This is a genomic window from Actinoplanes italicus (genome assembly GCF_003001815.1).
GTDB lineage: Bacteria > Actinomycetota > Actinomycetes > Mycobacteriales > Micromonosporaceae > Actinoplanes > Actinoplanes italicus.
This window is the reverse complement of the sequence record NZ_PVMZ01000001.1, coordinates 132,306-158,535: the sequence shown is the minus strand read 5'-3', so window position 1 is coordinate 158,535 and position 26,230 is coordinate 132,306. Positions and strand designations below refer to the sequence as shown.

The 26,230-nt window shown below is 70.0% G+C and carries 18 protein-coding genes; 9 read left to right on the top strand and 9 right to left on the bottom strand.

What is annotated here, in order from left to right:
* Positions 1 to 73 precede the first annotated feature (73 nt).
* Positions 74 to 2,911 (bottom strand): glycoside hydrolase family 3 protein, encoded by a 2,838-nt coding sequence (locus CLV67_RS00785; protein WP_239166159.1) that lies wholly within the window; start codon positions 2,909 to 2,911, stop codon positions 74 to 76.
* A 603-nt stretch (positions 2,912 to 3,514) separates the two neighbouring features.
* On the bottom strand, positions 3,515 to 4,711 hold the full coding sequence (locus CLV67_RS00780; RefSeq protein WP_106315187.1) for an ROK family protein: 1,197 nt from the start codon (positions 4,709 to 4,711) through the stop codon (positions 3,515 to 3,517).
* Positions 4,712 to 4,920: 209 nt separating this feature from the next.
* On the opposite strand from CLV67_RS00780, the gene CLV67_RS00775 reads away from it, so the two are divergent.
* Genes CLV67_RS00775 through CLV67_RS00765 form a run of 3 tightly spaced genes read left to right on the top strand, consistent with a single transcriptional unit; the run spans position 4,921 to position 8,563 of the window.
* Positions 4,921 to 6,594, top strand: coding sequence for an extracellular solute-binding protein (locus CLV67_RS00775; RefSeq protein ID WP_146168942.1), 1,674 nt, complete (start codon positions 4,921 to 4,923; stop codon positions 6,592 to 6,594).
* Positions 6,591 to 7,631: an ABC transporter permease gene (locus CLV67_RS00770; RefSeq protein WP_106315185.1), complete on the top strand. Its 1,041-nt coding sequence runs from the start codon at positions 6,591 to 6,593 to the stop codon at positions 7,629 to 7,631. Before CLV67_RS00775 ends, CLV67_RS00770 begins: the two co-directional genes overlap by 4 nt.
* Positions 7,628 to 8,563 (top strand): carbohydrate ABC transporter permease, encoded by a 936-nt coding sequence (locus CLV67_RS00765; RefSeq protein ID WP_106315184.1) that lies wholly within the window; start codon positions 7,628 to 7,630, stop codon positions 8,561 to 8,563. Before CLV67_RS00770 ends, CLV67_RS00765 begins: the two co-directional genes overlap by 4 nt.
* Here the strand turns inward: CLV67_RS00765 and CLV67_RS54130 are convergent.
* The gene (locus tag CLV67_RS54130; RefSeq protein ID WP_106315183.1) at positions 8,553 to 10,691 is read right to left on the bottom strand and encodes a glycosyl hydrolase family 95 catalytic domain-containing protein; all 2,139 of its coding nucleotides are present in this window, start codon (positions 10,689 to 10,691) and stop codon (positions 8,553 to 8,555) included. The genes CLV67_RS00765 and CLV67_RS54130 overlap by 11 nt on opposite strands.
* Before the next feature lie 50 nt (positions 10,692 to 10,741).
* Between CLV67_RS54130 and CLV67_RS00755 the strand changes: the two genes are divergently transcribed.
* The gene (locus CLV67_RS00755) at positions 10,742 to 12,676 is read left to right on the top strand and encodes a beta-galactosidase (RefSeq protein WP_106315182.1); all 1,935 of its coding nucleotides are present in this window, start codon (positions 10,742 to 10,744) and stop codon (positions 12,674 to 12,676) included.
* Here CLV67_RS00755 and ftrA read toward each other — a convergent pair.
* Positions 12,641 to 13,615, bottom strand: coding sequence for a transcriptional regulator FtrA (ftrA, locus tag CLV67_RS00750; protein WP_106315181.1), 975 nt, complete (start codon positions 13,613 to 13,615; stop codon positions 12,641 to 12,643). The genes CLV67_RS00755 and ftrA overlap by 36 nt on opposite strands.
* A 71-nt stretch (positions 13,616 to 13,686) precedes the next feature.
* Here ftrA and CLV67_RS00745 point away from each other — a divergent pair, with 71 nt between their 5' ends.
* Positions 13,687 to 14,109, top strand: a complete 423-nt coding sequence (locus tag CLV67_RS00745) for a rhodanese-like domain-containing protein (RefSeq protein WP_106315180.1) — start codon at positions 13,687 to 13,689, stop codon at positions 14,107 to 14,109.
* A 1,101-nt stretch (positions 14,110 to 15,210) separates the two neighbouring features.
* On the opposite strand, the gene CLV67_RS00730 is transcribed toward CLV67_RS00745, so the two are convergent.
* Positions 15,211 to 16,449 (bottom strand): D-arabinono-1,4-lactone oxidase, encoded by a 1,239-nt coding sequence (locus CLV67_RS00730; protein WP_106315177.1) that lies wholly within the window; start codon positions 16,447 to 16,449, stop codon positions 15,211 to 15,213.
* Positions 16,450 to 16,563: 114 nt separating this feature from the next.
* Here CLV67_RS00730 and CLV67_RS00725 point away from each other — a divergent pair, with 114 nt between their 5' ends.
* From CLV67_RS00725 to CLV67_RS00715, 3 genes are all read left to right on the top strand, one after another.
* Entirely contained in the window at positions 16,564 to 17,433 is an 870-nt protein-coding gene (locus tag CLV67_RS00725) for a response regulator (protein ID WP_106315176.1), read from the top strand.
* A gap of 263 nt (positions 17,434 to 17,696) precedes the next feature.
* On the top strand, positions 17,697 to 18,656 hold the full coding sequence (locus CLV67_RS00720) for an MHYT domain-containing protein (protein WP_106315175.1): 960 nt from the start codon (positions 17,697 to 17,699) through the stop codon (positions 18,654 to 18,656).
* Positions 18,657 to 18,770: 114 nt separating this feature from the next.
* Positions 18,771 to 19,796, top strand: coding sequence for a 3-oxoacyl-ACP synthase III family protein (locus tag CLV67_RS00715; RefSeq protein WP_346265163.1), 1,026 nt, complete (start codon positions 18,771 to 18,773; stop codon positions 19,794 to 19,796).
* Between the two features lie 53 nt (positions 19,797 to 19,849).
* Here CLV67_RS00715 and CLV67_RS00710 read toward each other — a convergent pair whose 3' ends face one another.
* Positions 19,850 to 20,194 carry a PRC-barrel domain-containing protein gene (locus CLV67_RS00710; protein WP_106315173.1) on the bottom strand — a complete coding sequence of 115 codons (345 nt, stop codon included), beginning with the start codon at positions 20,192 to 20,194 and terminating at the stop codon, positions 19,850 to 19,852.
* Between the two features lie 206 nt (positions 20,195 to 20,400).
* Here CLV67_RS00710 and CLV67_RS52580 point away from each other — a divergent pair, with 206 nt between their 5' ends.
* Positions 20,401 to 21,447, top strand: coding sequence for a hypothetical protein (locus CLV67_RS52580; RefSeq protein WP_106315172.1), 1,047 nt, complete (start codon positions 20,401 to 20,403; stop codon positions 21,445 to 21,447).
* A 93-nt stretch (positions 21,448 to 21,540) separates the two neighbouring features.
* On the opposite strand, the gene CLV67_RS00700 is transcribed toward CLV67_RS52580, so the two are convergent.
* The 3 genes from CLV67_RS00700 to CLV67_RS00690 form a co-directional block, all read right to left on the bottom strand.
* Positions 21,541 to 24,117, bottom strand: a complete 2,577-nt coding sequence (locus CLV67_RS00700; protein ID WP_146168940.1) for a lipopolysaccharide biosynthesis protein — start codon at positions 24,115 to 24,117, stop codon at positions 21,541 to 21,543.
* A gap of 144 nt (positions 24,118 to 24,261) precedes the next feature.
* A complete protein-coding gene (locus tag CLV67_RS00695; RefSeq protein ID WP_106315170.1) occupies positions 24,262 to 25,395 on the bottom strand; it encodes a magnesium and cobalt transport protein CorA in 1,134 nt (377 codons plus the stop codon).
* A 96-nt stretch (positions 25,396 to 25,491) separates the two neighbouring features.
* A complete protein-coding gene (locus CLV67_RS00690; protein ID WP_106315169.1) occupies positions 25,492 to 26,229 on the bottom strand; it encodes an ABC transporter permease in 738 nt (245 codons plus the stop codon).
* Between the last annotated feature and the right edge of the window lies 1 nt (position 26,230).

The following is a 26,230-nucleotide window of genomic DNA, read 5'->3' as shown; positions in this document are numbered from 1 at the left end:
AGGTTCGGGTCGAGATGGCGGCCGAACCTCGCAAGTTCTGTCGCATTGATGGGCGGTGCCGACCGGCGGCCGGTCAGTCCTGAAAGGACAGCGCCGTGAGCGTCACGCCGGTTCCCTCGAGGAGAACGAACAGCGTGTGGACCCCGGTCACGGGCGTGAGGGGGGACGAGACCTCGGCCGGGGTGGGTGCCGTGCGGATGGGCAGGGTGGCCAGTGTCGGGCCGGCGAGCGGGTCGTCCAGGCGCAGCACCACCGTGCCCTCGCTGGAGCCGGCCGGCACCTGGAGTGTGACCCGGAAGAAGCCGGCGCTGAAGTCGACGTCGTCGAAGACCGTCCATGCTTCCGGCTCGTCGCTTCGGAGGGCCTCGAAGGGTGGGGCCGGAATGGCCACGGGAGTCGTCTGGGCGTACCCATCATTGTCGACCATCTTGAGGCCGGACCTCGGTGACCGGACCGGGATGCCTTCGCCGTGGACGCGCAGCGTCGCCGTCAGGCGCCAGTCGGTGCTGGAGGCGCCGACAGCGATCGTGTGCGTGGCGTCCTCGACCACCCACCGGGAGCGGGTGACGTCCCAGAACGCCAGTTCGGCGGCGGGGAGCAGCAGTTCCACAGTGGTCCGCTCGCCGGGTCCGAGCCGGACCTGCCGGTAGCCGCGCAGGCGTCGCAACGGCTGCTTCACGCGGGAGCGCTGCTGCCTGGTGTAGAGCTGGACGACCTCGGTGCCGGGACGGTCGCCACTGTTGACGACGTCGACGGTGACGGTGACCTCCCCGCCGGCGTCGACGGTGTCCGCGCTGACCCGCAGGTTCTCGTAGGTGAACCTGGTGTACGACAGCCCGTGCCCGAACGGGAAGAGTGGGACACCACGGTAGTAGAGGTAGGTCGCGTCGGTGGCGATGATGTCGTAGTCGAGCAGGTCCGGCAGGTCGCCGGCGTCGGTGTACCAGGTCTGGGTCAGCCGCCCGCCCGGGTCCACCTGCTGCCCGGAGCGGTCGCTGCCGAACAGCACGTCGGCGAGGGCGGTGCCGTGCTCCTGACCGCCGTGCGAGGACCAGACAACGGCCGGCAGGTTGTCCCGGGCCCAGCCGATCGCGTACGGATAACTGCTGGTCAGCACAAGCACGCTCCGCGGGTTGGCGGCGTGCACGGCCCGTGCCAGTGCGTCCTGGGTGCCGGGCAGGTTCAGGTCACGGCGGTCCGCGGTCTCCCGGCCGGCCACCAGCGGATGGTTGCCGAGAGCCAGCAGGACCACGTCGGCCTCCGCGGCCAGCGCGGCGGCCGCGGCCACCCCGTCGACGAGCAGGTCGACCGTGAACACGGTGGCCTCGGCCGTGGTGCCGGCGGCGGTACGGACCAGGCCGTCCTCGCCGGCGACCAGGTACCGGCCGCTCTGCACGTGTAACAGGACCAGGCCGTCGCCGGCCGGTTCGAAGCGGAACGTCTCGCGGACCTCCCAGCCGTTCGGGCCCGGCCGGTCGTCGACGAGCAGGTGCGATTCCGGGCCGAGGCCGTCGGCGCCGACGAACCGGCCGCTCGCCACGCTCCGCAGCGAGATCGTCTCCTCGCCCCAGTCGAGCACGTCGAACAGGGCGGTGTCCGGTACGTCGTCGGCGGCGACCACCCGCACCGGACCGTCTCCGATGCTCAGGTAACCGGCCGGGCCGCGCAGTGCCACCCGGTCGACACCCTCGTGGTGGACGACGTCGGCGGCCCGTTCGGTGACCGCGTCGAGCAGGGTCCGCCGGTACGGGGGAGTGCCGCTGTACCAGTCGTCGAAAGTCGTCGCGGCGAGCGGTCCGAGGACCGCGACGCGTCCGGCGCCGGCCGGGTCGAGGGGCAGGATGCCGTCGTTGCCGAGCAGCACGATCGAGGCGCGGGCGGCCTCGCGGGCCAGAGCGCGGTGCTCCGGGCAGTCGATCACCTCGGGGCCGATGGCCCGGTACGGGTCGTCCTCGGGGTTGAACTCGCCGAGCCGGATGCGGACCGAGAGGATGTGCCGGACCGCGGCGTCCACGTCGGACTCGGTGATCAGCCCACGCTCGAGCGCCGCGGTGAACGACTCCTCGGAGAGCGGCCCGGGTTCGGTCACGCAGTCGATGCCGGCCCGCAGCGCGGCCGCGAACCCGGCCGGATGGTCCTCGAAGACCTTTTGATCACCGGCGAGATTCTGTACGGCGTACGCGTCGCCGACGACCATGACGTCGTCCTCGGCCCAGCCCCGCAGCACCTCGTTGATGAGTGGGCTCAGGTGGGTGGGCCGCCCGTTGATCAGGTTGTAGCTCGCCATCACGGCGACCGCTGCGCCCGCGGCGATGGCCGGCCGGAACGCGGGCAGTTCATATTCGTGCAGTACCCGCGGCGGCATGTTGCTGGAGGTGAGGCACCGGTCGGTCTCGTTGTTGTAGCCGAGGAAGTGCTTGAGGGTCGGCGCGGTGCACAGCCAGCGGGGGTCGTCGCCGCGCAGCCCACGCGAGTACGCCGTGCTCAGCACCCCGGTGAGCCACGGGTCCTCGGCGAAGCCCTCCTCGTTGCGGCCCCATCGCGGATCGCGCAGCAGGTTGACGACCGGCGCCCAGACATTGAGCCCGACGTTCTCCGGGTCGCGGTGGTGCATGGCGCGGACCTCGGTGCCGACGGCCGTGCCGACCCGGCGCAGCAGATCCGCGTCCCAGCTGGAGGCGAGACCGACGGCCTGGGGGAAAGCGCTTGCCACACCGAGCCAGGCTACGCCGTGCAGCGCTTCGGTGCCGGTCCGGAACGAACCGACGCCGAGCCGTGGGACGGCGGCCTGGTGCTGGTGCAGGAGGGTGATCTTCTCCGCCAGGTCGAGCCGGCCCAGAAGGTCGGACACCCGCGCGGCGAGCTTCTGGTGCGGGTCGCGAAAGACGATGCGAGAGGGGGATTCGGTCACAACGTGTTCCTTCGGGCCAAGCCGCGTCGTCGAAGCGCTTCGACAATGCGGCGGAAGAAGCCTCCGCGAGTGGTTTCGCGAATGTTTCGGTCGGAGTTCCCTGAGGCTCGCACCACAGTTACGGCTTGGTCAAGGCGCTACGGGCATGTTTGGTCATCGATTGTTACCCGCCCCGCCTCTTCGTGCGTGGTGACCCATGGTCCGATCCGGACCGCGGGTGACCACATGGCGGAGCCCAGCGGGCGAGCATGGTGACGTGTGCCTGTGGGCGGACCGTAGGTCACCGCGCTGGGAGGTGCGGCGGGGTGTGTGGTGACCTGTGCCCGCGGGTGGACCGTAGGTCACCGCGCTGGGAGGTGTGGCGGGGTGTGTGGTGACGTGTGCCCGCGGGCGGACCGTAGGTCACCGCGCTGCTGGGGTGTGGCGGGGTGTGTGGTGACCTGTGCCTACGGGCGGACCGTAGGTCACCGCGCTGCTGGGGTGTGGCGGGGTGTGTGGTGACCTGTGCCTACGGGCGGACCGTAGGTCACCGCGCTGCTGGGGTGTGGCGGGGTGTGTGGTGACCTGTGCCCACGGGCGAGCCGCAGGTCACCGCGCTGCGGGTCAGGGGGACGCGGGCAGGGTGCCGGTGTCGACGCGGTCCAGGTGGGACACCGCGCCGCCCAGGGCCGCGGCGTGCAGGCCCAGCGTGGAGACCGTCAGCCGGGCGCCCCCGGCGTCGGGCGCCAGGGTGTTGCGCGCCAGCTCGGACGCGGCCGCCGGCAGGATCCACTCGGCCAGGGCCGCGTAGTGGTCGCCCAGCACGATCACCTCAGGGTTGACCAGGTTCGCGAGCAGGGCCAGCCCCTGACCGAGGTGGCAGCCGGTGTCCCGCAGCGCGGCCAGCACGTCCGGGTCACCGGACCGGGCCAGGGTCGCGACCTGTTCGACCGCCGGTGTCAGGTCGGTCAGTGACTCCGGGTCGAAGCCGGGTAGTGCGCGACGGACCAGCGGCTCGACACCGGCCAGGTCGGCCAGCGTGGGCGAGCCGGCCGGCCCGAGCGAGAACCGTCCGATCTGGCCGGTGAACCCACGGGAGCCTTGCAGCAGCCGGCCGTCGGTCACGATGCCCGCCTCGACACCGGCCGCTCCGGTGACGTAGGTGAGGTCCGGGTGTCCGCCGTGCCGCAGCTCGGCGACCGCGGCCAGGCCGGCGTGGTTGGCGACCGCGACGTCCAGGCCGGGCTGGCGCAGCGAGCCTGCGAGCAGGCCGCGGAGGTCGACGTCGGACCAGCCGAGCGGCGGCGAGAGCCGGACCGTGCCGCTCTCCTCGACCAGCCCGGGCACCGCCACAGTGAGGCCGAGGACCTGCCGGCCCTGCTGGCGTACCCGGCTGGCGGCCCGCTGGGCCAGGGCGGCCACCTCGCTGACCGCGCGGCCGGGGCCGGTGCCGGCCGGGCCGCCGTCGAACTGCCGGTGCCAGAGCAGCAGCTGGTCGCCGGCGAAGTCGACGGCGAGCGCGGTGAGCCGGTCGGCGGCGACCTGCAGGCCGATCGCGGCGTAGGCGGAGCCGTCGAGGGCCAGCGCGGTGCCGGGCCGGCCGATCCGGTTGCCGCTGAGGCCGGTCTCGCGCAGGAGCCGCTGCTCGATCAGGCTGCCGGTGAGGCTGGAGACGGTGGCCTTGTTGAGGCCCGTGGACGCGGCGATCGAGGCGCGCGAGCTGGGTCCGTTGGCGCGCAGGTGCCGCAGGACCACGGCGAGGTTCGTGGCGCGCACGTCGGTGAAGTCGGCCGGTTGAGGGTCGGCCCGGGTGGTCCTCACATCAAGCTCCGCTCGAAGTTTCGCGTGCTGTCCGCCTGGTCATCTTGCCGCATCACCGCGGATCGTCGTCTCCCCTGATCGATGCCTGCCCGGGTGGGTGCGCTCCCATTCGATGCTTGTCGGGTCGGCACCACGTCAGTTAGCTTGTCTTCGATGTACTTAGTTTAGACGCTAACCAAACTAAACCCATAACGGAAGGGTGGTGCGCCGTGGCGAGAGCAATGGAAGGCGCGTCGACGAACAGGCGGAACTTCCTGGGGCTGGTCGGCCTCGGCGCGGCGGCGATGGCGAGCGGCGGCACGCTCGCGGGGTGCAGCAAGGACCCGCGCTCCCAGGGCTCGGCCACCACCGCCGAGCAGGCCGCCGGTGTGGTTCCCAACTTCAAGGACTCCACCCTGGTGCCGCCGGACGTCAAGGGCGTGCGGCCGATGGCCGACGGATACGTGAAGTACCCCACCTCGCTCGCCGACGCGATCTCCGAGAAGGCGATCACCAGCGGCAAGCCGGTCACCGCGACCACGCCGTGGTGGGGTCCGGCCCCGCCGGCCGCGAACAAGCTGGTCGAGGCGGTCGGCGCCGATATGGGCGGCGCGATCAACTTCAGCATTCAGGACGGCAACACGTACGGCGACAAGCTCAACACCATGCTCGGCGCCCGCGACGTGCCCGAGCTGACCTGCATCCCGGGCTGGGAGATCAACAAGCTGGCCCGGTTCAGCGACGGCGTGCACGCACTGTTCGAGGATCTGACGCCCTACCTGGCCGGTGACAAGGTCAACGCGTACCCGCTGCTCGCCGGCCTGGACACCCGGGCCTGGCAGGACTCGGTGTGGGGCGGCAAGCTGATGGGCGTCCCGTTCCCGACCGACGCGCCCTTCCCGTCGGTGCTCTTCGTCCGCAAGGACGTCACCGAGCAGCGCGGTATCGCGGACCCGACCTCGCTGGACGAGCTCTACCAGTTCGGCAAGAGCCTCACGAACGCCGACAAGGGTGAGTGGGCGTTCGGCGACATCTGGCTCGAGGTGCAGCAGATCGCCGGTGCCGGCGGCTCGGAGAACGGCTGGATGAAGACTGCCGACGGCAAGGTCGTGCACCGCATGGAGACGCCCGAGTACAAGCGGGCCGTCGAGTTCATGGCCAGGCTCTACGCCGAGAAGCTGATCCACCCCGACATCGCCTCCAGCAAGGGCGGCGACACCCAGGCCCTCTTCAAGGGCGGCAAGATGTTCATGTACGGCACGGGCGGCGGCTCCTGGAAGGAGACGTGGCGTCCGGCCGTTCAGGTCAACCCCAAGTTCAACATGCAGGCCGTGAAGGTGTTCGGCGCGGACAAGGGCAAGCCGCCGGTCCGCTGGCAGACGCGCTCGGCGATCATCTGGACGTTCATCAAGAAGGGCGTCGGCCAGGAGCGGGTCCAGGAGTTGCTCCGCGTGCTCAACTACACGGCGGCGCCGTTCGGCACCAAGGAGTGGGAGCTGCAGAACTTCGGCGTCGAGGGCACCCACTTCAAGCGGGATGGCAGCGGTACTCCGGTCACCAACGACCTGTGGGTCAAGGAGTTCGCGAACCAGTTCATCTTCCTCGGCGGCCGCCCGCCGGTCGTGGTCGGCGGGCCGGACATCCCCACCTACGCCGCGGACTTCGTGAACTGGGGCAACGACGCGACCCAGTACCTCGAGAAGAACCCGTGGGACGGCATCAAGGTGGAGACGCCCACGCAGATGGCCGCCATCGCGCAGCCGACCGAGGACAAGATCACCGATATCCTGCGTGGCCGTACCCCAGTAAGTGATCTTGACAAGGTCGTTGCCGACTGGCGGAAAGCCGGCGGTGATGCGGGACGCGACTTCTACGCCAAGGTTCTGGCTGACAACGGGCGATGAGCGAGCTCGCGAGCGAATCAGTGAGTATCGGCGCGCCTTCGACTGCCTCTGAGCCCGAGGTCAAGGCGAAGAAGGCGAAGAAGAACGACAAGGCGGTCTCGCGGCAGCAGCTCTCCTTCGGGAAGCGGCTGCGGCGGGACTGGCCGCTGCTGCTCATGTGCTTCCCGGCGATGGCGTTGCTGCTGGTGTTCCACTATGTACCGTCGCTCGGCAACATCATCGCCTTCCAGGACTACAACCCGTTCGTCGGCGACGACCCGCTGGAGGCCTTCCTCTACAGCGAGTGGATCGGGTTCGGCAACTTCGAGTATCTGTTCGGGACGCAGGCGTTCTGGGACTCGGTGATCACCACGCTGTCGATCACCGCGTTCCAGCTGGTCTTCTACTTCCCGATCCCGATCCTGCTGGCGATCCTGCTGAACAGCATCCTGTCGCCGAAGATCAGGTCACTGGTGCAGAGCGTCGTCTACCTGCCGCACTTCTTCAGCTGGGTGCTGGTGGTCTCGCTGTTCCAGATGATGCTCGGTGGTGCCGGCCTCCTCGCGCAGACGCTGCGGCAGGCCGGATACACGCCGCCCGAGATCATGACGAACCCGGACACGTTCATGTTCCTCATCACCTCGCAGGCGCTCTGGAAGGATGCCGGCTGGGGCATGATCGTCTTCCTGGCGGCGCTGGCGGCCATCGACACCTCGCTGTACGAGGCGGCCGCGGCCGACGGCGCCGGACGGTGGCGCCGGATGTGGCACATCACCTTGCCCGGCCTGCGGTCGGTCATCGTGCTGCTGCTCATCCTGCGCCTCGGCGATGCGCTTAACGTCGGCTTCGAGCAGTTCATCCTGCAACGGGAGATGGTCGGCCGGGAGGCGGCCGAGGTGGTCGACACCTACGTCTACTACCAGGGCATCGCGGTGCAGCAGTGGGGGGTCGGCGCGGCCGCCGGGCTGTTCAAGGCCGTGATCGGCATCCTCCTGATCGTGGGCGCCAACAAGCTGGCGCACCGGTTCGGCGAGCAAGGGATCTACTCGAAATCATGAGCGCAGACACCGTAGTCCGGCCCCGCCGCAAATCGTCGCGTCCGGTGTGGGAGGAGAAACCCACACTGCTCGGCCAGTTCAGCAAGGGCACGATCCTCACCGCGGTGGTGGCCGTCGTGATCGTGCCGCTCTGGGTGGTCGTGGTCACCAGCCTCTCGTCCGAGAAGACGATCAACGAGGCCGGTGGGTACGTCTTCGTCCCGCGCGAGTTCGACCCGCGCGCGTACCTGGTGATCTTCTCGGGCGGACAGGTCACCGACGCGATCCTGGTCAGCACGATCGTGACCCTCGCCGGTACGGCCCTCAGCCTGATCGTCACGGTGCTGGCCGCCTACGGGCTGTCCCGGCCCGGCACGCTCGGGCACCGGTCGATCCTGTTCTACTTCCTGCTGACGTTCCTGATCTACCCGGGCATGATCCCCAGCTACCTGGTGGTGACCGGCCTGGGACTGAAGGACAACCTGCTCGCGCTGATCCTCCCGACCGCGATCAGCGCGTTCAACCTGGTGGTGCTCCGGGCGTTCTTCATGAGCATCCCGGGCGAGCTGTACGACAGCGCGCGCATGGACGGCGCCGGTGAGCTGCGCATCCTCACCCGGATCGTGCTGCCGCTGTCCAAGGCGGTGACCGCGGTGGTCGGCCTGTTCTACGCGGTGGGTTACTGGAACGCGTTCTTCAACGCGATCCTCTACATCGACCGCAACGACCTGCAGCCGATCCAGCGGGTGCTGCAGCAGTTCATCCTGGCCGGGCAGTCGCCGTCGACGTCGGGTGCGGCGGTCGCGATCCCGGGCCTCGGCTCGTCGGTGCCGCCCAGCCTGGCGATCAAGATGGCCGTCGTGGTGGTGACGATCGTGCCGGCGCTGATCGTCTACCCGTTCATCCAGCGCCACTTCACGAAGGGCGTCATCATCGGAGCCGTCAAGGGTTGAGGTGGAACGGCCGGCCGGCCCGGAGGCGGATCGTCTCGGTCGTGCCGGTCGGCCGTCCGACCTGGACAGTGCGGTCGGTGCGGGAGGTCAGGACGGCTTCCCAGCGGCCCGGGGACCAGGTCAGGTCCACGGTCACCGGGCCTCGGGCGACCAGGCCGCGGACCGAACCCGTGGGCCAGGCCGTGGGCAGGGCGGGCAGCAGGTCGATGCGGGCCACGCCGTCCGCGCCGACGTCCCGGCTGCGCAGCAGCATCGCCACGACCAATGCCGGGAGACCGCCGGCCAGGTCCACGTTGAACATGTGGTCCCGGTTGTGGGTGGGCGCCATGTTGGGCCGCCAGTAGGCCTCCGAGATGCGGGTCAGGGCCGCGTACGCCTCCTCGGCCAGCCCGAGGTTCGCGGCGGCGACACCGAGCAGCGCGAGGCCGTACCCCATCTCGTCGGAAGCCTCGCTCAACCACCACCGCAGGCGGGCCCGCACCGCACGCACCGCCGCGGCGCGCAGCGCCGGATCCTCGTCGAACGCCGGGTCGCCGCCGTAGTAGAGCGGATAGAGGTGGCTGCAGTGCCGGTGCTCGTGGTTGTCCGGGAACCGCGGATCGATCCATTCGGCCAGCTCACCGGCGTCGTTGACGCGCATCGGCGGCAGCGCCGCGAGCAGGCTCTTCCAGCGGATCTGGTCGTCGTCCGAAGGAGAGCCCAGCACCTCGGTCACGGTCAGCAGGCCGCGCAGCAGAGCGCCGACCGCCTGCACGTCGAGGGTCGCGTCCACCGAGGCCTGCGCGCCCGATCCGCCCGGATCGTTCTCGGGGGAGTAGGACGGGCTGAAGTGTGCCCGCCCATCCCTGATCTCGGCGAACGCCAGGTGGAACTCGGCCGCCTCCCGCAGGAACGGCAGCGCCCGCTCCCGCAGGAACTCCAGGTCACCGGTGTGCTGCCAGTGCTCGAGGTAGAGCCGTGCCAGCCAGGCGGCGCCCGCGGTCCAGAAGGTCAGGCACCAGACCGGGCCGAAGTGGTTCTGCCGGCCGTGCGTGCCGAGATGCGCGGGCGCGAACAGGCCGGGCAGCCCGTAGAGGCGGCGCGCGTTCTCCCGGAAGTCGTCACGCAGGTCGTCGAGAAGGTCGAACAGCGGCGGCATCAGTTCCGGGGTACCGGTCGGGTGCACGGCGAGCAGCGCGGCCTGCAGGTTGCCGTCGATGGTCCAGCCGCTGCGCCACGGCGGCGACCAGGTGCCGCTCCAGACGCCCTGCAGGGTCGGCGGGCGGGTTCCGGTGCTGCTGATGATCGCGTATCGCCCGGCGTCGAACAGCTGCTGCGCGCGATGCCCGCCGAGGTCCAGTTCGACCCGGCCGAACAGGTCACGGTGCCGGGTGGCGTGCTCCTCGAGCAGCTCGTCGAAGCCGCCATGCGGCAGGGCGGCGAGGGCGTCGGAGGGCGAGGGCGTTCCGGTCACGGTTCGGGCGACGATCAAAACCCCTTCTTTCGTACGCTCTACGCGTACTGCCAAGGTCCAGCCATCGAGCGCTCCCGCCCATGTCGGTCCGGCGAACCGTCCGGTCAGGACGAGATCGTCACCGCACCGCTCGACCGAGTAGTCGACAGGCTGCTCCGGTTCACCGTCGATCGGCCCGGCCACGACCGTGCCGTCCGTGCCGTTCACCCGTACGACCAGCACGTCCGCGGCCCGGGACACGAACGCGTCCACCGTCACCCCGGCCCACTCCTGCCGTACCACGCCGGTGGCGAAGTCGGTGCCCCGCCGGTAGCCGTCACCGGGGTTCGCCGGGGTGAACGTCAGTGTTCCCGCGCCGATCAGCGGATCGATCCAGCGCGTCTGCCCGTACCCGGAATGCTCCCGAACAGCGAGGTCGCAGACCTCGCGAGCCGCGTCACGGAACCGGTCGGCCGCGAGCAGCTCGCGCAGACGCGGCAGCAGGGGGGCGGTGAGCGGCGCCGGGAGCGGTTCGGTGACCGGCTGGAAGAGGTCCTCGTGGGCGAGGGTGAAGCGCAGCGCGGCCGGCGAGCCGTAGCAGAGCACGCCCTGCCTGCCGTTGCCGCTGATCAGCGCGTGTTCCCAGTCCTCGGTGGCCACGGCGTCCCGGAACGACGGATTGACGTTGCTCTGCACGGCTCATATTTTGTTTAGGGTTCAAACTAATAGCAAGGGTGGGTTTGCGGATGCTCTTCTTCGGCGGCGACTACAACCCGGAGCAGTGGCCGGCGGAGATCTGGGAGGAAGACGTCGCGCTCATGCGACGGGCCGGGGTCAACATCGCCACGGTCGGCGTCTTCTCCTGGTCGAACCTGGAGCCGGAGCGGGGCCGCTACGAGTTCGGCTGGCTGGACCGGGTCATGGACCTGCTGCACGACGGCGGCATCAGGGTCGCGCTGGCCACCCCGACCGCCTCGCCGCCGCCCTGGTTCAGCCTCGCCCACCCGGAGGCGCTGCCGGTCAACGCCGACGGGGTCCGGCTCACCCACGGCAGCCGCGACACCTACTGCGTGTCGTCGCCGGCGTACCGCACGGCGGCCCGGGAGATCGCCGGCCGGCTCGCCGAGCGGTACGCCCACCACCCGGCGCTCGCGATGTGGCACGTACACAACGAGTACGGCACCGACTGCCGCTGCGACGTCACCGCCGCCGCGTTCCGGACCTGGCTGCGGAAGAGGCACGGCAGTCTGGACGCCCTCAACGAGTCGTGGACCACCGCGTTCTGGAGCCAGCGCTACTCCGCGTGGGAGCAGATCGCGCCGCCGCGCGCCACCCAGTACCTGCCCAACCCGGCACACGCCCTCGACTTCCGCCGCTTCCTCTCCGACGAACTGCTCGGCGGCTACATCGAGCAGCGTGACCTGCTACGCGCCGCCAACCCGGGCGTGCCGGTCACCACCAACTTCGTGCAGGGTGGCTGGGTCAGCGTCGACCACGCGCGCTGGGCCGAGGAGGTCGACGTCGTCGCGGTCGACCACTACCCGGACGACACCGGGCCGGGTGCCGAGGAGGAGACCGCGTTCGCCGCGGACCTGGCACGTGGCTGGGGCGGCGGATCGTGGCTGCTCATGGAGACCGGGCCCAACCTGATCTACACGCGCGGGCGGATGCACGCCAAGGAGCCGGGCCGGCTCACCGCGCACAGCCTGAGCTATGTGGCGCGCGGATCGCGCGGGGCCATGTATTTCCAGTGGCGGCAGCCGCGCGGCGGGGCCGAACTGTTCCACTCGGCGCTGGTGCCGCACGCCGGGCCGGACACACCGGTGTTCCGCGAGGCGGTGGCGCTGGGGCGTACCCTCAAGAATCTCTCCGACGTGTCCGAAAGTGATCCGCCTGCCGCAAGCGTCGCGGTGACCTGGGACGCCCCGTCATGGTGGGCGCTGCAGGCGCCCGGGCTCCCGTCGGCGGACATCGACTACCTCGGCGCGGTACGCCAGGCACACCGCGCGCTGTTCCGCGCCAAGCTGCAGACCGACTTCGTCTTCCCCGGCGTCTCCACCGGGCTCGGTGACTACGCGATGATCGTCGTGCCGCACCTCTACCTGGTGTCCGACGAGGCGGCGGCCGCCTTCCGGGACTACGTGGCGGACGGCGGGCACCTGCTGGTGACCTACCTGAGCGGCATCGCCGAACCCGACACGCGGATCCGGCTAGGCGGTTACCCCGGTGCTTTCCGGGAGATTCTGGGCGTACGGGTGGTCGAGTGGCACCCGCAGGCGCCGGGTACCCCGATCACGCTGGACGACGGACTCACCGCGAACCGCTGGATCGAGCGGGTCGAGACCGCCGGAGCCGAGACGATCAGCCTCTACGCCGACGGGCCGCTGGCCGGGGCGCCGGCGATCACCCGGAACCGGTACGGCGCGGGCAGCGCCTGGTATGTGTCGACCGGCCTGACCGACGACTCCCTGGAAACCCTGCTGCGCCGGGTCGCGGCCGCCGCCGGAGTGGAGCCGGTGCTGAGCGGACTGCCGTCCGAGGTGGAGGCGGTGCGCCGCGGTGATCGGCTGTTCCTCTTCAACCACGGAACGGCGCCGGCGACCGTCGGCGACATCGTGGTCCCCGGCGGAGGTGTCCGAATCCGGTCAGCCGTGGAAGGCCCGGCGGTAGGCCGAGGGTGACGTGCGCATGGCCTGTCCGAAGTGGTGCCGGTAGGTGACCGTGCTCTCGAAACCGACCGCGGCGGCGACCTCCTCGATCGGTGTGCCGGTCGCCTCCAGCAGCGCGAGGCTGGCCTGCACCCGCTGGTTGATCAGCCAGCGGATCGGCGTGGTCCCGGTGGCCCGCGCGAAATGCCGCAGGTAGGTGCGCTCCGACATGTGCGCGCGCCGGGCCAGCGTCTCCACGGTGATCGGCTCGGTCAGGTTGCCGAGAGCCCACTCCATGCTCCGGGACAGCCGGTCGTCGTCCGGCTCGTCCGGCATCGGCGCCTCGATGAACTGGGCCTGACCGCCGTCCCGGTGCGGTTGCACCACCAGGCGGCGGGCCACCATGTTCGCCACACTCGGGCCGTGGTCGCGCCGGATGACGTGCAGGCAGAGATCGAGGCCCGCCGCGCTGCCCGCGCTGGTCAGCACGTCGCCGTGGTCGATGTAGAGCACGTCGGCGTCGACGTCGACGGCGGGATGACGGGAGCGCAGCGCCTCCGCGTACCGCCAGTGGGTGGTGGCCCGGCGCCCGTCCAGCAGGCCGGCGGCGGCCAGCGCGAAAACGCCCGAGCAGATGGACATCACCCGCGCACCCCGGGAGTGGGCCGCCCGCAGCGCCGCGACCAGTGCGGGTGACGGGTCGGCCCGGACGTCCGGCACTCCCGGCACGATCAGCGTTCCGGCCGCGGCGAAGGTGTCCAGGCCGTGCTCGGTGTGCAGCGCCGCGCCGCCGATCACCCGCACCGGGCCGGGCGTCTCGGCGCAGATGGTCAGGTCGTACCAGGCGCGGTCGAACTCAGGCCGGGGCAGGCCGAAGACCTCAGTGACGATGCCCATCTCGAACAGCGACATGCCGTCGTAGGCGAGCACGGTGACCTGGTGCCCGCGACTGCGGACCTGATGCAACAGCATGGCGGGATCCTAGCGGTGGATGGCATCACCGCCACTGGGCCCCCTTCTCGCCGGGCGGCACGATCAATGCCATGACCAGCGCGATCGAACACTTCAGCAACCGGCTCCGCTTCGAGACCGACGTGAGCGACGTCCACCACGACCTCGAGTCCGGCACCCCCGGCCTCGTCGTCGTCGACTCCCGCAGCACCGAATCCTGGGACCAGGGCCGCATCCCGGGCGCCATCCACCTGCCGACCCGGGACATCGCTTCGCGGGCCGCTTCCCTGGTGCCACCCGGCAGCGCGGTCGTCACCTACTGCTGGGGCCCCGGCTGCAACGGGGCGACGCGGGCCGCGCTGGAGTTCGCGAAGCTCGGCTACCCGGTCAAGGAGATGATCGGCGGCTTCGAGTACTGGGCGCGCGAGGGCTTCCCGATCGACACCGCCGACGGCCGAAGCTCCCGCCCGGTCGACGACCTGACCGCCCCGGCCACCGTCGCTTGCGGCTGCTGACCTCGGCCGCCCACCGCCCGTGGTCGCTGGCCTCGACCGCCCACCGCCCGTGGTTGCTGGCCTCGACCGCCCACCGCCCGTGGTTGCTGGCCTCGACCGCCCACCGCCCGTGGTTGCTGGCCTCGACCGCCCACCGCCCGTGGTCGCTGACGTCCGCCGCCCACTGCCTGCGGGCGGCGGCTGACAGGCGGGTGGTTGGCGGAGGACTGCCAACCGACCACGCCGCCCACCCCTGCCAGATCTTGAGAGCTTTGGCCGCTTACGCGACCGGAACCTCACAAGATCGCGCGGACGGCGGACGGCGGACGGCGGACGGCGGACGGCGGACGGCGGACGGCGGACGGACGGGCGGACGGGCGGACGGACGGGCGGACGGGCGGACGGGCGGACGGACGGGCGGACGGGCGGACGGGCGGACGGGCGGACGGGCGGACGGGCGGATGGGTGGCGGGCGGCGGTGGTTGGCCGGTGGTGGTTGGGCTGTGGCCGATCGGCCTCATCGCCCAGCTCTTGCTAGATCTTGAGAGCTCTGGGCGCCTACGCGACCGGAACCTCACAAGATCGCGCGGATGGCGGATGGCGGATGGCGGACGGCGGATGGCGGATGGCGGATGGCGGATGGCGGGCGGCGGATGGCGGGCGGACGGGCGGCGGTGGTTGGCCGGTGGTGGTTGGGCTGTGGCCGATCGGCCTCATCGCCCAGCTCTTGCTAGATCTTGAGAGCTTTGAGCGCCTACGCGACCGGAACCTCACAAGATCGCGCGGACGGCGGACGGCGGACGGCGGACGGCGGATGGCGGATGGCGGATGGCGGATGGCGGATGGCGGCGGGTTGGCTGGCGGCCGGCGGTGGCGGCTGACTTGCGGTTGGTGGCGGATGGCTGGCGGTTGGTGGCGGCCGACCACACCGCCTACCTCCTGGCGATGTTGTGAACTTTGGCCGCCCGTTCCACCCCAAACTCACAAGGTCGGTCGGTTTGGGGGAGGTCGGAGCCGGAGCCGGGTGGAGGCGTGGCGAGGTTGGTGCGGGGAGCGGGGCGAGCGGGGAGCGGGGGCGAGCGGGAGCCGGGAGCCGGGGTTGGAGGCGGGGTTGGGCTGGGGTTAGTGGAGCAGGGTTTCGAGGTAGGGGTTGGCGAACGTCTTCTGTGGATCGAAGCGGTCTACCAGGGCGGTGAAGTCGGCGAAGCGGTCGTATGACGCGCGCAGATCGGCCGGGGCGGTGGTGAAGATCTTGCCCCAGTGCGGGCGGGCGTCGAACGGGGCGAGCGCCTTCTCCAGGTCGGCGACGATCGGGAGCACCGCGTCGGTGTCGGCGATCCAGGTGAAGTGCAGGGCGAGGCTGTCGCGGCCGTGGTTCGGGCTCAGCCACAGGTCGTCGGCGGCGATCGTGCGGATCTCGCAGACCTGTAGGACCGCCGCGACCCGCTCGCGGAGTCCGGCCACGGCCTCGATCGCGGACAGCGCTGCGGTCCGGGGCACGTGCCACTCGGACTGCAGCTCCTCGCCGCTGCTCGGGGTGAACTCCATCCGGAAGTGTGGTAGCCGCTCGTGCCACGGACCGGGCACCCCGCCCTGCTCGGTGCAGCTGACGGTGGGCATGCCGGGCACCGGGTGCCGCGGGCCGTCGGCGGGCCGGGCGCCGAACAGGTCGCCGGTGAGTGGCTCGGCCCGTTTGAGCCACACCTGGTCGATGTCGGTCCCGGTCCAGCGGGTGAACAGGCTGACGCTGTAGCCGGCCGACAGGATCTCGTCGAGATGGGCGTGCAGGGACTGCCCGGGCAGGTTCTCGTAGACGTACTGCCGCAGCTCGAACGCCGGAACGACGTCGAGGGTGAGTGCCGTGACGACGCCGAGCGCGCCCAGGCCGACGACCGCTCCGGTGAAGTCTGGGTGGGACCGGTCGAGGACCGTCGTCGAGCCGTCGGCGCGGAGGATCTCCAGGCCGGAGACGGCGGTGGCCAGGTTGCCGTGGCGCACGCCGGAACCGTGGGTGGCGGTGGCGATCGCGCCGGCGACCGAGATGTGCGGCAGTGACGCCATGTTGTGCACGGCCAGGCCCTCGGCGGCCAGGTGGGTGGCGAGTTCGCCGTACCGGATGCCGCCGTCGATCCGGACCGTCGAGCGGTCGGCGCTGATCTCGACCGTGCGCGGCATCCCGGCCAGGGAGATCAGGTCGCCGTCGGTGTCGGCGAGCCGGTTGAACGAGTGGCCGCTGCCGAGGACCCGGAGCCGGTCCGCTGCGGAGACCACCTCGCCCAGTTCGTCGAAGGTGCGCGGCCGGTGCACTCGCCGCGCGCCGAAGTCGATGTTCCCGGCCCAGTTGGTCAGACGTTCCCGCATGGTCACCACCCTACGTGGCACCTCTGGGCCGCTGTATTGCCTGTTCACAGGCGTGGTGCAGCCGGGCCGGGTTAGTGTCGGTCGACCCGTTGTTCTCGGCGAGGGGAGTACGAGATGGCGTCGATCTTGGTAGCCGAGGACGACACCGACATCGCACAGCTTCTCGCCACCGTGCTGAGCAATGCCGGGCACACCGTCCGGACCGCGCCGACCGGCCGGGCCGCCCTGGACATGATCGGTGAGACCGGACCGGATCTGATCATTCTCGATCACCACATGCCCGGCATGAGTGGCCTGGACGTGGCCGGCCGGCTGCGCGACGACGCGGCCACCGCCTCGATCCCGCTGATCATGCTTTCGGCCGCGGCGCCGGCCGCCGCCCGCGGGCTCTGCGACGTGACGATCTCGAAGCCGGTGCGCCCGAAGCACGTGGTGGAGGCGGCCAACGAGCTGCTCGCCGCGCGCAGCAACGGGGAGGCGCCGGAGCAGCACCACGCCGCGCATCAACTGGTCGACGTCGGGCGCCTGCTCGCGGTCTCGGACTACCTGACCCGGCCGGCGCACGCCGACGCGCTGGACGCGTTCGCCGAGAGTCTGACCGAGGTGACCGGGGTGCCGGCCGCGGCGATCACCCTGGTCCTCAACGACAGCGTGGTGGTGGCCGGGTCGCACGGCATGCCGCGCTGGGTGCGTGAGGCCGGCGGAGTGCCGGTCGAGTGGTCGCCGGACACCATCGTGGTGGCCGAGGACGTGCCGGTGCTGATCAGCGACAGCGCCGCCGACGAGGAGTACGCCACGTCCCCGCTCTTCTCGGTCAGCGGTGTCCGGTCGTACGCCAGCGTGCCCTTGAATTCGGCCGAGGGGCACGTCGTCGGAACCCTGTGCGTGATGGACGAGACTCCGGGCACATGCACCGAGGACACCGTGCAGATCCTGCATTCTCAGCGCGCACAGGCGTTGGTCCTGCTGTCCCGCGCTGGGTGAACCGTACCTATATGAGGATTTCTCCGGTGTTACCGAAAGTTATATTAGGTGTCACAATTCCTTCGTGATCGCTGTGTCACGTTCTGTCGCAATATGAGCCCTAAGTGCGGGTAGCCGCCCGGTCTCACGTTTGGCGTGATCCAAATCGAGATGCTGTGCACGTTCTCTCTTAACGAAACCTGCGTCACAATCAGTCACGCCCATGGCGGTGGTGCGGGCAGTATGCAGCCCGGCGGATTCGCAAACGAGAGGAACAGCGCGAGATGGCGCAGATCCATCATTTCGAGTACGGGGCGCTGACCCCAACGGTCAGCTACATCCTTTCCGTGCTCGGATCACTACTCGGTCTCACCAGCGCTGTTCGGCTCAGGTCGGCCAAGACCAGCGGTGAGCGTTTCTGGTGGCTCACCCTGGCTGCGGTCGCCATCGGCGCGACCGGTATCTGGAGCATGCACTTCGTGGCCATGATGGGCTTCGACGTGGACGGCACGCCGATCCGTTACGACATCGGCCTGACGGTGGCCAGCGCCGTCATCGCGCTGGTCTCGGTCGGCGTCGGCCTGTCCATCGCGCTGCTGGGACGGACGGCCTCCAAGATCCGGATCCTGATCGGCGGCATCCTGGCCGGTCTCGGCGTGGCGGCCATGCACTACACCGGCATGGCGGCCATGCAGCTGCGCGGCGAGATCCACTACTCCGGCCGTGAGGTGATCGCCTCGATCGCGATCGCCGTGGTCGCCGCGACCGTCGCGCTCTGGCTCACCCTGGTCGTCACCAAGCCGATCGCGATCTTCATCTCCGCATTGGTGATGGGCGTCGCGGTCAACGGCATGCACTTCACCGGCATGCTCGCCATGTCGGTGGTCCCGGAGGCCGAGTTCGGCTCGGTCGAGGGCGCGACCGCGGCAGGTCTGCTGGTGCCGGTCGGCGCCGCGGTGGTCTTCGCGATCATCGGCATGGGGTACGCCCTGGTCTCGGCTCCCACCGAGGAGGACCGGGCGGCCGCCGAGTACCTGCGGGCACGCATCGACACCCGGCACGCCCAGGAGCGGGCCCAGGCGAAGACATCGGCCCAGGTCCCGTTCGGCGGGCAGCCGGCCGGTCAGCAGTGGCAGCAGCCGCAGCCGCAGCCGCAGCAACAGCAGCAGCAGTCGGGCAACCGCGCCGGTCGCACCACGCTGGGTGACGGCTCCTGGACCTACCGCGACCGCGGTCGTCAGTAGACACGCCCGCGGGCCGATGGTGGCCTAACGACTGTCCGTTCTTAATCAGCCGAACCGCCAGCTGATCGATCCGCTAGTTCCCGCCCTGCGCAACTACGTTTGCAGGGCGGGAGCGTGAAACGTGAAAACGTGCGGAGAGCTGGGGGAACAGGCGTGGCGGTAGGGATTCTCGGTACCGGGTCGTACCTCCCGGAACGAGTCGTGACCAATGTGGATCTGCTCGCTCTGGTGCCCGACGCGGACCCGGAGTGGGTGTCCCGGAAGACCCTGATCGAGGCGCGCAGGTTCGCCGCCCCGGATCAGGCGGCGTCCGATCTGGCGGTCCGCGCGGCACACGCGGCGCTGGAGCGGGCCGGAGTGGCTGCGGCCGAAATCGATTACATCATCGTCTCCACCTCGACCGGGGACTCGCCGCAGCCGCCGACGTCGAACCTGGTGCAGTACGCGATCGGCGCCACCCAGGCCGCCTGCTTCGACGTCAACGCGGTCTGCGCCGGCTTCGTCTACGCCCTCGGCGTGGCGAACGGCCTGGTGCGGGCACAGCCCGACGCGCTGGTGCTGGTGATCGCGTCGGACGTCTACTCGCGCATCCTGGACTTCAGCGACCGGCGTACCGCCGTGCTCTTCGGCGACGGCGCCGGTGCCGCGGTGGTCGGCCGGGTGCCCGAGGGCTACGGCATCATCGACCTGGACCTGGCCTCCCGGGGTGACGCGAACGACCTCATCCACATCAAGGCGGGTGGCAGCCGCCTGCCGGCCTCGGCGGAGACGGTCGCGGCCGGGGACCACTTCTTCCGGATGGACGGCCGCGGCGTCCGCGACTTCGTGGCCACCTCGGTGCCGCCGGCGCTCGACGCGCTGCTGCGGCGCAACGAGTTCAAGGCCGAGGACGTCGACCACTTCGTGCCGCACCAGGCCAACGGCATCATGCTGCAGGAGCTGGTGAACTCGGCCGGCCTGCAGAACGCGCACACCCACCTGACGCTGCCCTGGTACGGCAACGTGGGCAGCGCGTCCCTCCCGGTCACCCTGGACGAGGCGAGCCGCAACGGATCGCTGCGCGACGGCGAGCTGGTGTTGCTGGCCGGTTTCGGCGGCGGCATGTCGATGGGCGCCGCGCTGGTGCGCTGGGGGCATTGACCGACGTACGCGAAAGACCGGCCCGATTTTTCATGACGGGCCGGTCTTTTTCATTATTTGGGCTCGACCAGCCACGCCCAGGCCCGCTGCAGCCCTGTGGCGCGGTTCTCGGCCAGCCCGGCGGGTGTGTCGGCGGATGGCGTGGCCAGCCCCGCAGCCGGTTCGGCGACGATCACGCCGCGCTCGAACAGGCCGTCGACCTGGTCGGCACCGGCGAACCGGTGACCGTCCGAGGTGTTGATGAGCAGGCCGTGGAAGATGCCGGCATGCTCGTCGGCGAGCACGTGACTGACCGTGCCCACCGGGTCGCCGGAGCGGTCGTAGACGTCCGTGCCGTCCTTAAGGACGAGGTACGACACCGGCGCGCCGAGGTCTTCTGGTGCGGTGTGCTGTGTCATGTGGTCGCTTTACCCGCTTACCGACCATTCAGCCCACCTCGGCAACATCATCTTTTCGGTCAAGGCGTTCTAAACATTTTGTCCGGATTATCTTTTTCATGCCGAAACACCGTTGAAAGTAGCCGCCTTTGCGCTGAATCCGCATATTGTCCGTTTCGTCAGGCCGGCAGGTGATGCGGCGGACTCAGGTACTGGAGGAATTTCTGATGCGGAAGACACAGCGACTCGGGGCGATCGTCGCCCTGTCCACGGCGGCTTTCGGGATGGCGGCGACGGTCACCACGGCCCCGGCCGGCGCCGCAGCCCGTGGCCCTCAGCCGGTGTCGAGCTGGCTCCAGTCGGTACGGGCCAACACCGGTAGCTGGGTGACCATCCAGTGGCGTACCGACCGGCCGATCTGCGACGCCGAGGTCCGCGTCCGCGGCGAGAAGGTCCGTGTCGACTACACCGGCTTCAAGCGCTCGGCGTCGTTCACCCGCGGCGACAAGCTGTGGCCGGGGCGCACCGACTCCGTCAAGGTCCGTGTCACGCCGTACCTGCAGCGGCCCGGTGTGGCCAAGCTGTGGGCGACCATCTCGTACGACGACTGCGGCTTCAAGTCACGTACTCAGACGCGCACGGTGGCGCTCTCGCTGCCCGTGCTGCGGAACACCGGCCCGGGGGGTCACGGCGGTCCGGGCGGTCCCGGACACGGCCACCCGGGCGGCCCGAGCCACGGCGGTCCCGGCGGTCCGGGACACGACGGTCCGGGACAGGGCCCGAAGGGTCCCCAGGGACCCCACGGCCCGGGGGGCGGCCCTGGTCAGCACACCCCCGGTGGTGGCCAGGGTGCGCCTGCCGGAAACCAGCAGCAGAACACCGGCCAGCAGAACACCGGCCAGCAGAACACCGGCCAGCAGAACACCGGCCAGCAGAACACCGGCCAGCAGAGCACCGGCGGGCAGAGCACCGGCGGGCAGAGCACCGGCGGGCAGAGCACCGGCGGGCAGAGCACCGGCGGGCAGAGCACCGGCGGGCAGAGCACCGGCGGGCAGCAGTCCGGTGGCCAGCAGCCGGATGGTCAGCAGACCGGCAGCCAGCAGGGCGCCGGCGGCCAGCAGTCCGGTGGTCAGCAGCAGAACGCCGGCGGGCAGCAGCAGAACGGCGGCCAGCAGAATAACGGTGGCCAGCAGAACAACGGTGGCCAGCAGCAGAACGGTGGCCAGAACAACAATGGCCCGCGCAACGGCGGCCAGAACGGCCCGCGCAATTGATCATGATTCGATGAGCGCCGGTCCGGCTCGCGAATAACGAACGCCCGGCCGCTGGATTCAGCGGCCGGGCGCTTTCGTACATAAATTGTTATTTCATCGTTTTGCCATGATCAGTCCGGCGGGGTCGCGGCACACCATGTCGAGGGCACGGGCGACCATCGCCGGGTCGTAGGTCGAAGCGTGGAACGTGGCCTCCATGTGCAGGACCCCGTTCATCTCGCTGGTGGTCAGCGTGATGCCCTCCGGCCCGTTGAGCGTCGGCACACTCTGGTTGACCCGGCCACCCGGCTCGACCGCCCACGGCAGGTCACCGAGCATGTCGTGCCGACCCTGGTTGCTGAAGGTCAGCCGGGGACGCGCCTCGGCGGCCACCTCGGTGGGGTACGGGTCCGGCATCCCCGGCGCGCCACTGAGCAGAATCTTGCCCTCGCGGAGCAGCATCATGGTCAGGATCCGGCCGGTGGCCAGCTCCGCCTTGAGCGTCCGGTGGATGGCCATCGGGTCGGTGAGACTCGGCGGCGTGAGGAACGGCCCCATGCAGAAGTTGCTGTCGATGCTGACGCCGGAGTCGAGGTAACGGCGGGCGTCGGCGAGGAACGTGCCCCCGCGCAGGTCGGGACGGAATCCCAGTTCGATCAGCGCGGAGGTGAAGGCCGCGAACGTGATCGCCGAGGTGGTGACGCCGGGCGCGTACTGGTCACGCCAGGTCCGCATCTGACCGAGCACGTGACCGGACCGGGCCGTGACCACGGTGAGGTTCGCCTGCCACGGCCGCGCCGGCCCCTCCTCGACGTGCGGCGGGCGGGCGAAGCTCAGGCCCTCCTTCCAGCGGCCGGGCTTCAGGCCGAACTGCTTCCACCACGCCTTCGCCAGGGCGGTGCGGTGACGCTTGGACGGCGCGATCCGGGCCGCGCGACCCTCGTACGCCGCCTTGATCAGCTCTTGAACCAGGGTGTTGACCGGGCCTGCGTCGCCGTAGGCGTGCGACACCTTCATCGCGAAGTATCCGCCGCCGACCAGGATCCGCACCGGGTGGTGGGCCCGCGGCTCGGCCTGCAGGTACCGGGTCATGGCGTCGAAGTCGACCGGTCCGTGGCCGATGTCGGTGACCGCCTCCTGCACGTAGGCGGCGAACGACGTGGCGTCCATGTGCTGCCAGCGGGCGCCGGAACGGTCCAGCCGGGACACCGCCCGGTGAGTGGGGTCGATGGCGTGCAGGCCGATCAGCGCGTTGCGCACCCGTGCCGCGTCGACACCGGCGAGCGGGCCGACGGTGCGGATGTACTCCAGCGGCAGCCAGGCACGCTCGTGCAGGGTCAGGCTGGTGGTGGACATGACGTTTACTCCCTCTGATACCGCGGACATGTCGGGGACCGGCGCGAAGACGACCTTCAGCACGATCGGGGCGACCAGCACCATCTCGATCGCCATCACCACGGCCACCGCGGTGACCAGGTCGTTCAGATCGCCGGTGGAGCCGGCCCACCAGGCGGCCAGCAACTCGGCCACGCCCGCGAAGATCGAGAAGATCCCCGCGCCGCGCAGCTTGTTCTGCACCCGGGAGATGGCCAGGAAGAAGTGGTGGAAGACGAAGGGCACGTAGGTGAGCGACAGGATCGCCAGTGCCTCGCCCGCCGACTTCGCGTAGTTCGCGCCGAACAGGCCCATGATCTGCTCGGACAGCAGGAACACCACGAGCGATGCCGGGAGACCTCCACCGAGGCAGATCACCAGGCCGACCCGGACCTTGCTCCGCAGCGCGCTCCGGTCGCCGGCGGTCACCGCGAACAGGGTCAGCGCCACGTTGCCCGGCACCATGGCCATGAACGACAGCACCATGAACGCGGTGTAGAACGCCGCGTTGGCCTCGGCCGACAGGGTGGCGGTGACGATCAGCGGCAGTGCGGCCCGGGGCAGATAGGTGGCCAGGTTCAGCAGGTTGTGGTCGAACGTGGCCCGCCCGCGACCGCGCATCAGGCCCGGCCGGGGCTGCAGCGAGTCGATCATGCGGCGGCGGCGCAGCGTGCGGAACAGGATCGCGGTGGCGGCGACGATACCGGCCACCCAGGTCAGCAGCAGTACGGTGCCGGTCAGCGCCAGGCCCGGTATCACCACCACGAGAGCGAGCAGTGCCAGCTTGATCAGCGAGAACCAGGCGTTGCGCATCAGCTGGAGCGGCCCCTGCAGGAGGCCGACCATGGCCTCGTCGAGGACCAGGGTCATGGCGTTCAGGGCGATGCCGACGACCAGCAGGATCGTGCCGGGCGTCCCGCCGAGCGCGTCCTGGAGGCTGGGTACCCACAGGCTCGCGACCATGACGTAGGCGAGGCCTCCGGCGGTCGCGGCCGTTCCGGCGGTGAGCAGGCAGGTGGAGATCAGGTCCCACTTGCCGCGGGCCATCGTCGGCAGCTCGGAGATGAGCATGGTGCCCATGCCGAACATGCCGATCGTGCCGATCAGGGTCATCGCCGAGACCGCGGCCGATGCCTGGCCGACCGCCGCCTGCGGCGCGAACTGCGCCGCCACCCACCAGTAGGCGAAGCCGAACACGGACGTGACGAGCGTGGTCGCCATCAGGGAGCCCGCGTTCAGGAACAGGTCCACGTGCCCCTTGAGGGCGGTGAACATGCCGTGCTTGGCGTGCCGTGGCAAAGCGTCGATTGCCGTCACGCTGATTCCCCCCAATGGTCGACTCAGTTACCTAAGTTAGTAACTCGCCGTGTTCATTGGTAGGTCGAGACGCTCGGGTTCGGGTGGCTATATGGCCTGTAAGATGGCCTTATTGGGGGAAGATGGCACAGTTACTCGGAGTGATCAGAGCCAGCCGGACTTTTTCAGACGGTGATACAGGCCGCCACCGATCAGGAGCATCGTGCCGACCGAGGCATAGAAGCCCCACGGCTCCCCGGTGCCGGGCATCACGTCGAAGTTCATCCCGAAGATGCCGGCGATGACGGTGGGCACCGCGGCGATGGCGGCCCATGCGGCGATCTTGCGCATGTCGTGGTTCTGGTCCACCGACACCTGCGCGAGCCGGGCCTGCAGGATCGAGTTCAGAAGGTCGTCGAAGCTGCCGACCCGGTCCACGGCCCGGGCCAGGCGGCCGCGGACGTCCTCCAGATAGGGTCGCAGGCTGACCGGCAGGCCGCGCGACTCCAGTAGCCGGGACAGCGGCTCGGCCAGCGGCAGCACCGCCCGCTTGAACTCGACCATCTCCCGTTTGAGCTGGTAGATATGGGCGAAATCGGAGGTGCGCTCGGAGGCGAAGGTCTCCTCCTCGATGCGCTCCAGGTCGTGCTCGACGTGTTCGGCCACGTCCAGGTAGCTGTCGACCATCCGGCTGCCCACCGCGTACGCCACCGACCACGGTCCCTGGCGGAGCACCTCGGGACGGCTCTGCAGCTCCTTGCGTACCTCCCAGAGGGGTCCGACCGGGCCGTGCCGCACCGTGATCGCGAACCAGGGTCCGATCAGCACCGTGACGTCCCCGGTCTCGACGACCTCGGAGGTGGCGGTCAGCTTGTCGTGCTCGACGTAGCGCGCGGTGCGCAGCACCAGCCGGGTCACCTCGCCGAGGGTCTCCACGCCGGGACGGTGGCCGCCGCCCGAGACGGCCTGGTCGACCAGTAGCTCGTGCAGCCCGAACACCTCGGCGACCGGGCGCATCGTGGCCAGGTCGGGTTCGTGCAGACCGAGCCAGACGAACGCGCCGCGGCGACGACGGGCCAGCCGGGCCGCCTCGGGGTACGGCACCTGGGCGGAGCCGCCGTGCCGGAGCCCGCCGGCGTAGACCGCGCAGTCCACCACGGCGTCCGGATTGCCGTTACGAGGCGCGGGGCCGGGGACGTCGGGCCGGGTGATGGTGCCGATGAAGCTCTTCACCGCGCCGGGCAGGTCGGGCAGGGGGAGCAGTCGCCGTCGCCTGTCACCACGTTCGCGACCGAGCATCGGCCCGCCACCTTCCGCCTCGCCATTCATTGCGAAGCACAAGGTAGCGGGCCGGGTCCCGGCTGTCGCATCTTTGTGGCTGTACGGAACCCGGGGTCAGTCGGAGCGCTTCATGGCGCGAACGCCTACGGCTAGGCCGACGGCTCCGACCGTGACGGCCGCGATCAGGCCCTCGACCGTGCTGCGCGCCCACACGTCACCGTTGAACAGTGCCCGTTCGGCGTCCACCACGTACGTCATCGGATTGATCTTCGAAAGCGCCTTCAGCCAGCCCGGCCCGTTGTCCAGCGGCAGCAGCACCCCGGCCAGGAGCAACAACGGGAAGATCAGGGTCTGCTGTACGGTCCAGAACAGCCACTCCTTGCTCTTCGAGGCCAGAGCCAGCGTGTACGACAGTGAGCCCAGCCCGATGCAGAACGCGGCCATGACGAGCAGTCCGAGCAGCGCGCCGCCGAGGTGCAGCTCGAACCCGAACGGGATGCAGGCCGCCACGATCACACCCGCCTGCACGAACATCGGGACGATCTCCTTGAGCGCGCGCCCGATCAGCAACGCGGGCCGGCGCAGCGGGGTGACCAGCATCCGCTCGTGCGAGCCGGTCTGCATCTCGTACAGCAGGTTCGACCCGGTCATCGAGGAGCCGAAGAGGCAGGACATCACGATGATCCCGGGCACGAACCACTGCAGCGAGTTGTCGCCCGGCAGCAGCGGCGCGAACAGCGCGAGGAAGAACAGCGGCTGGATCATTGAGAAGATCACCGAGAACGGGTCGCGGAGGACCGGCCGCAGCTCGCGGCTGAAGACGACACGGGTGTCGGAAACGAGAGAAGTCATG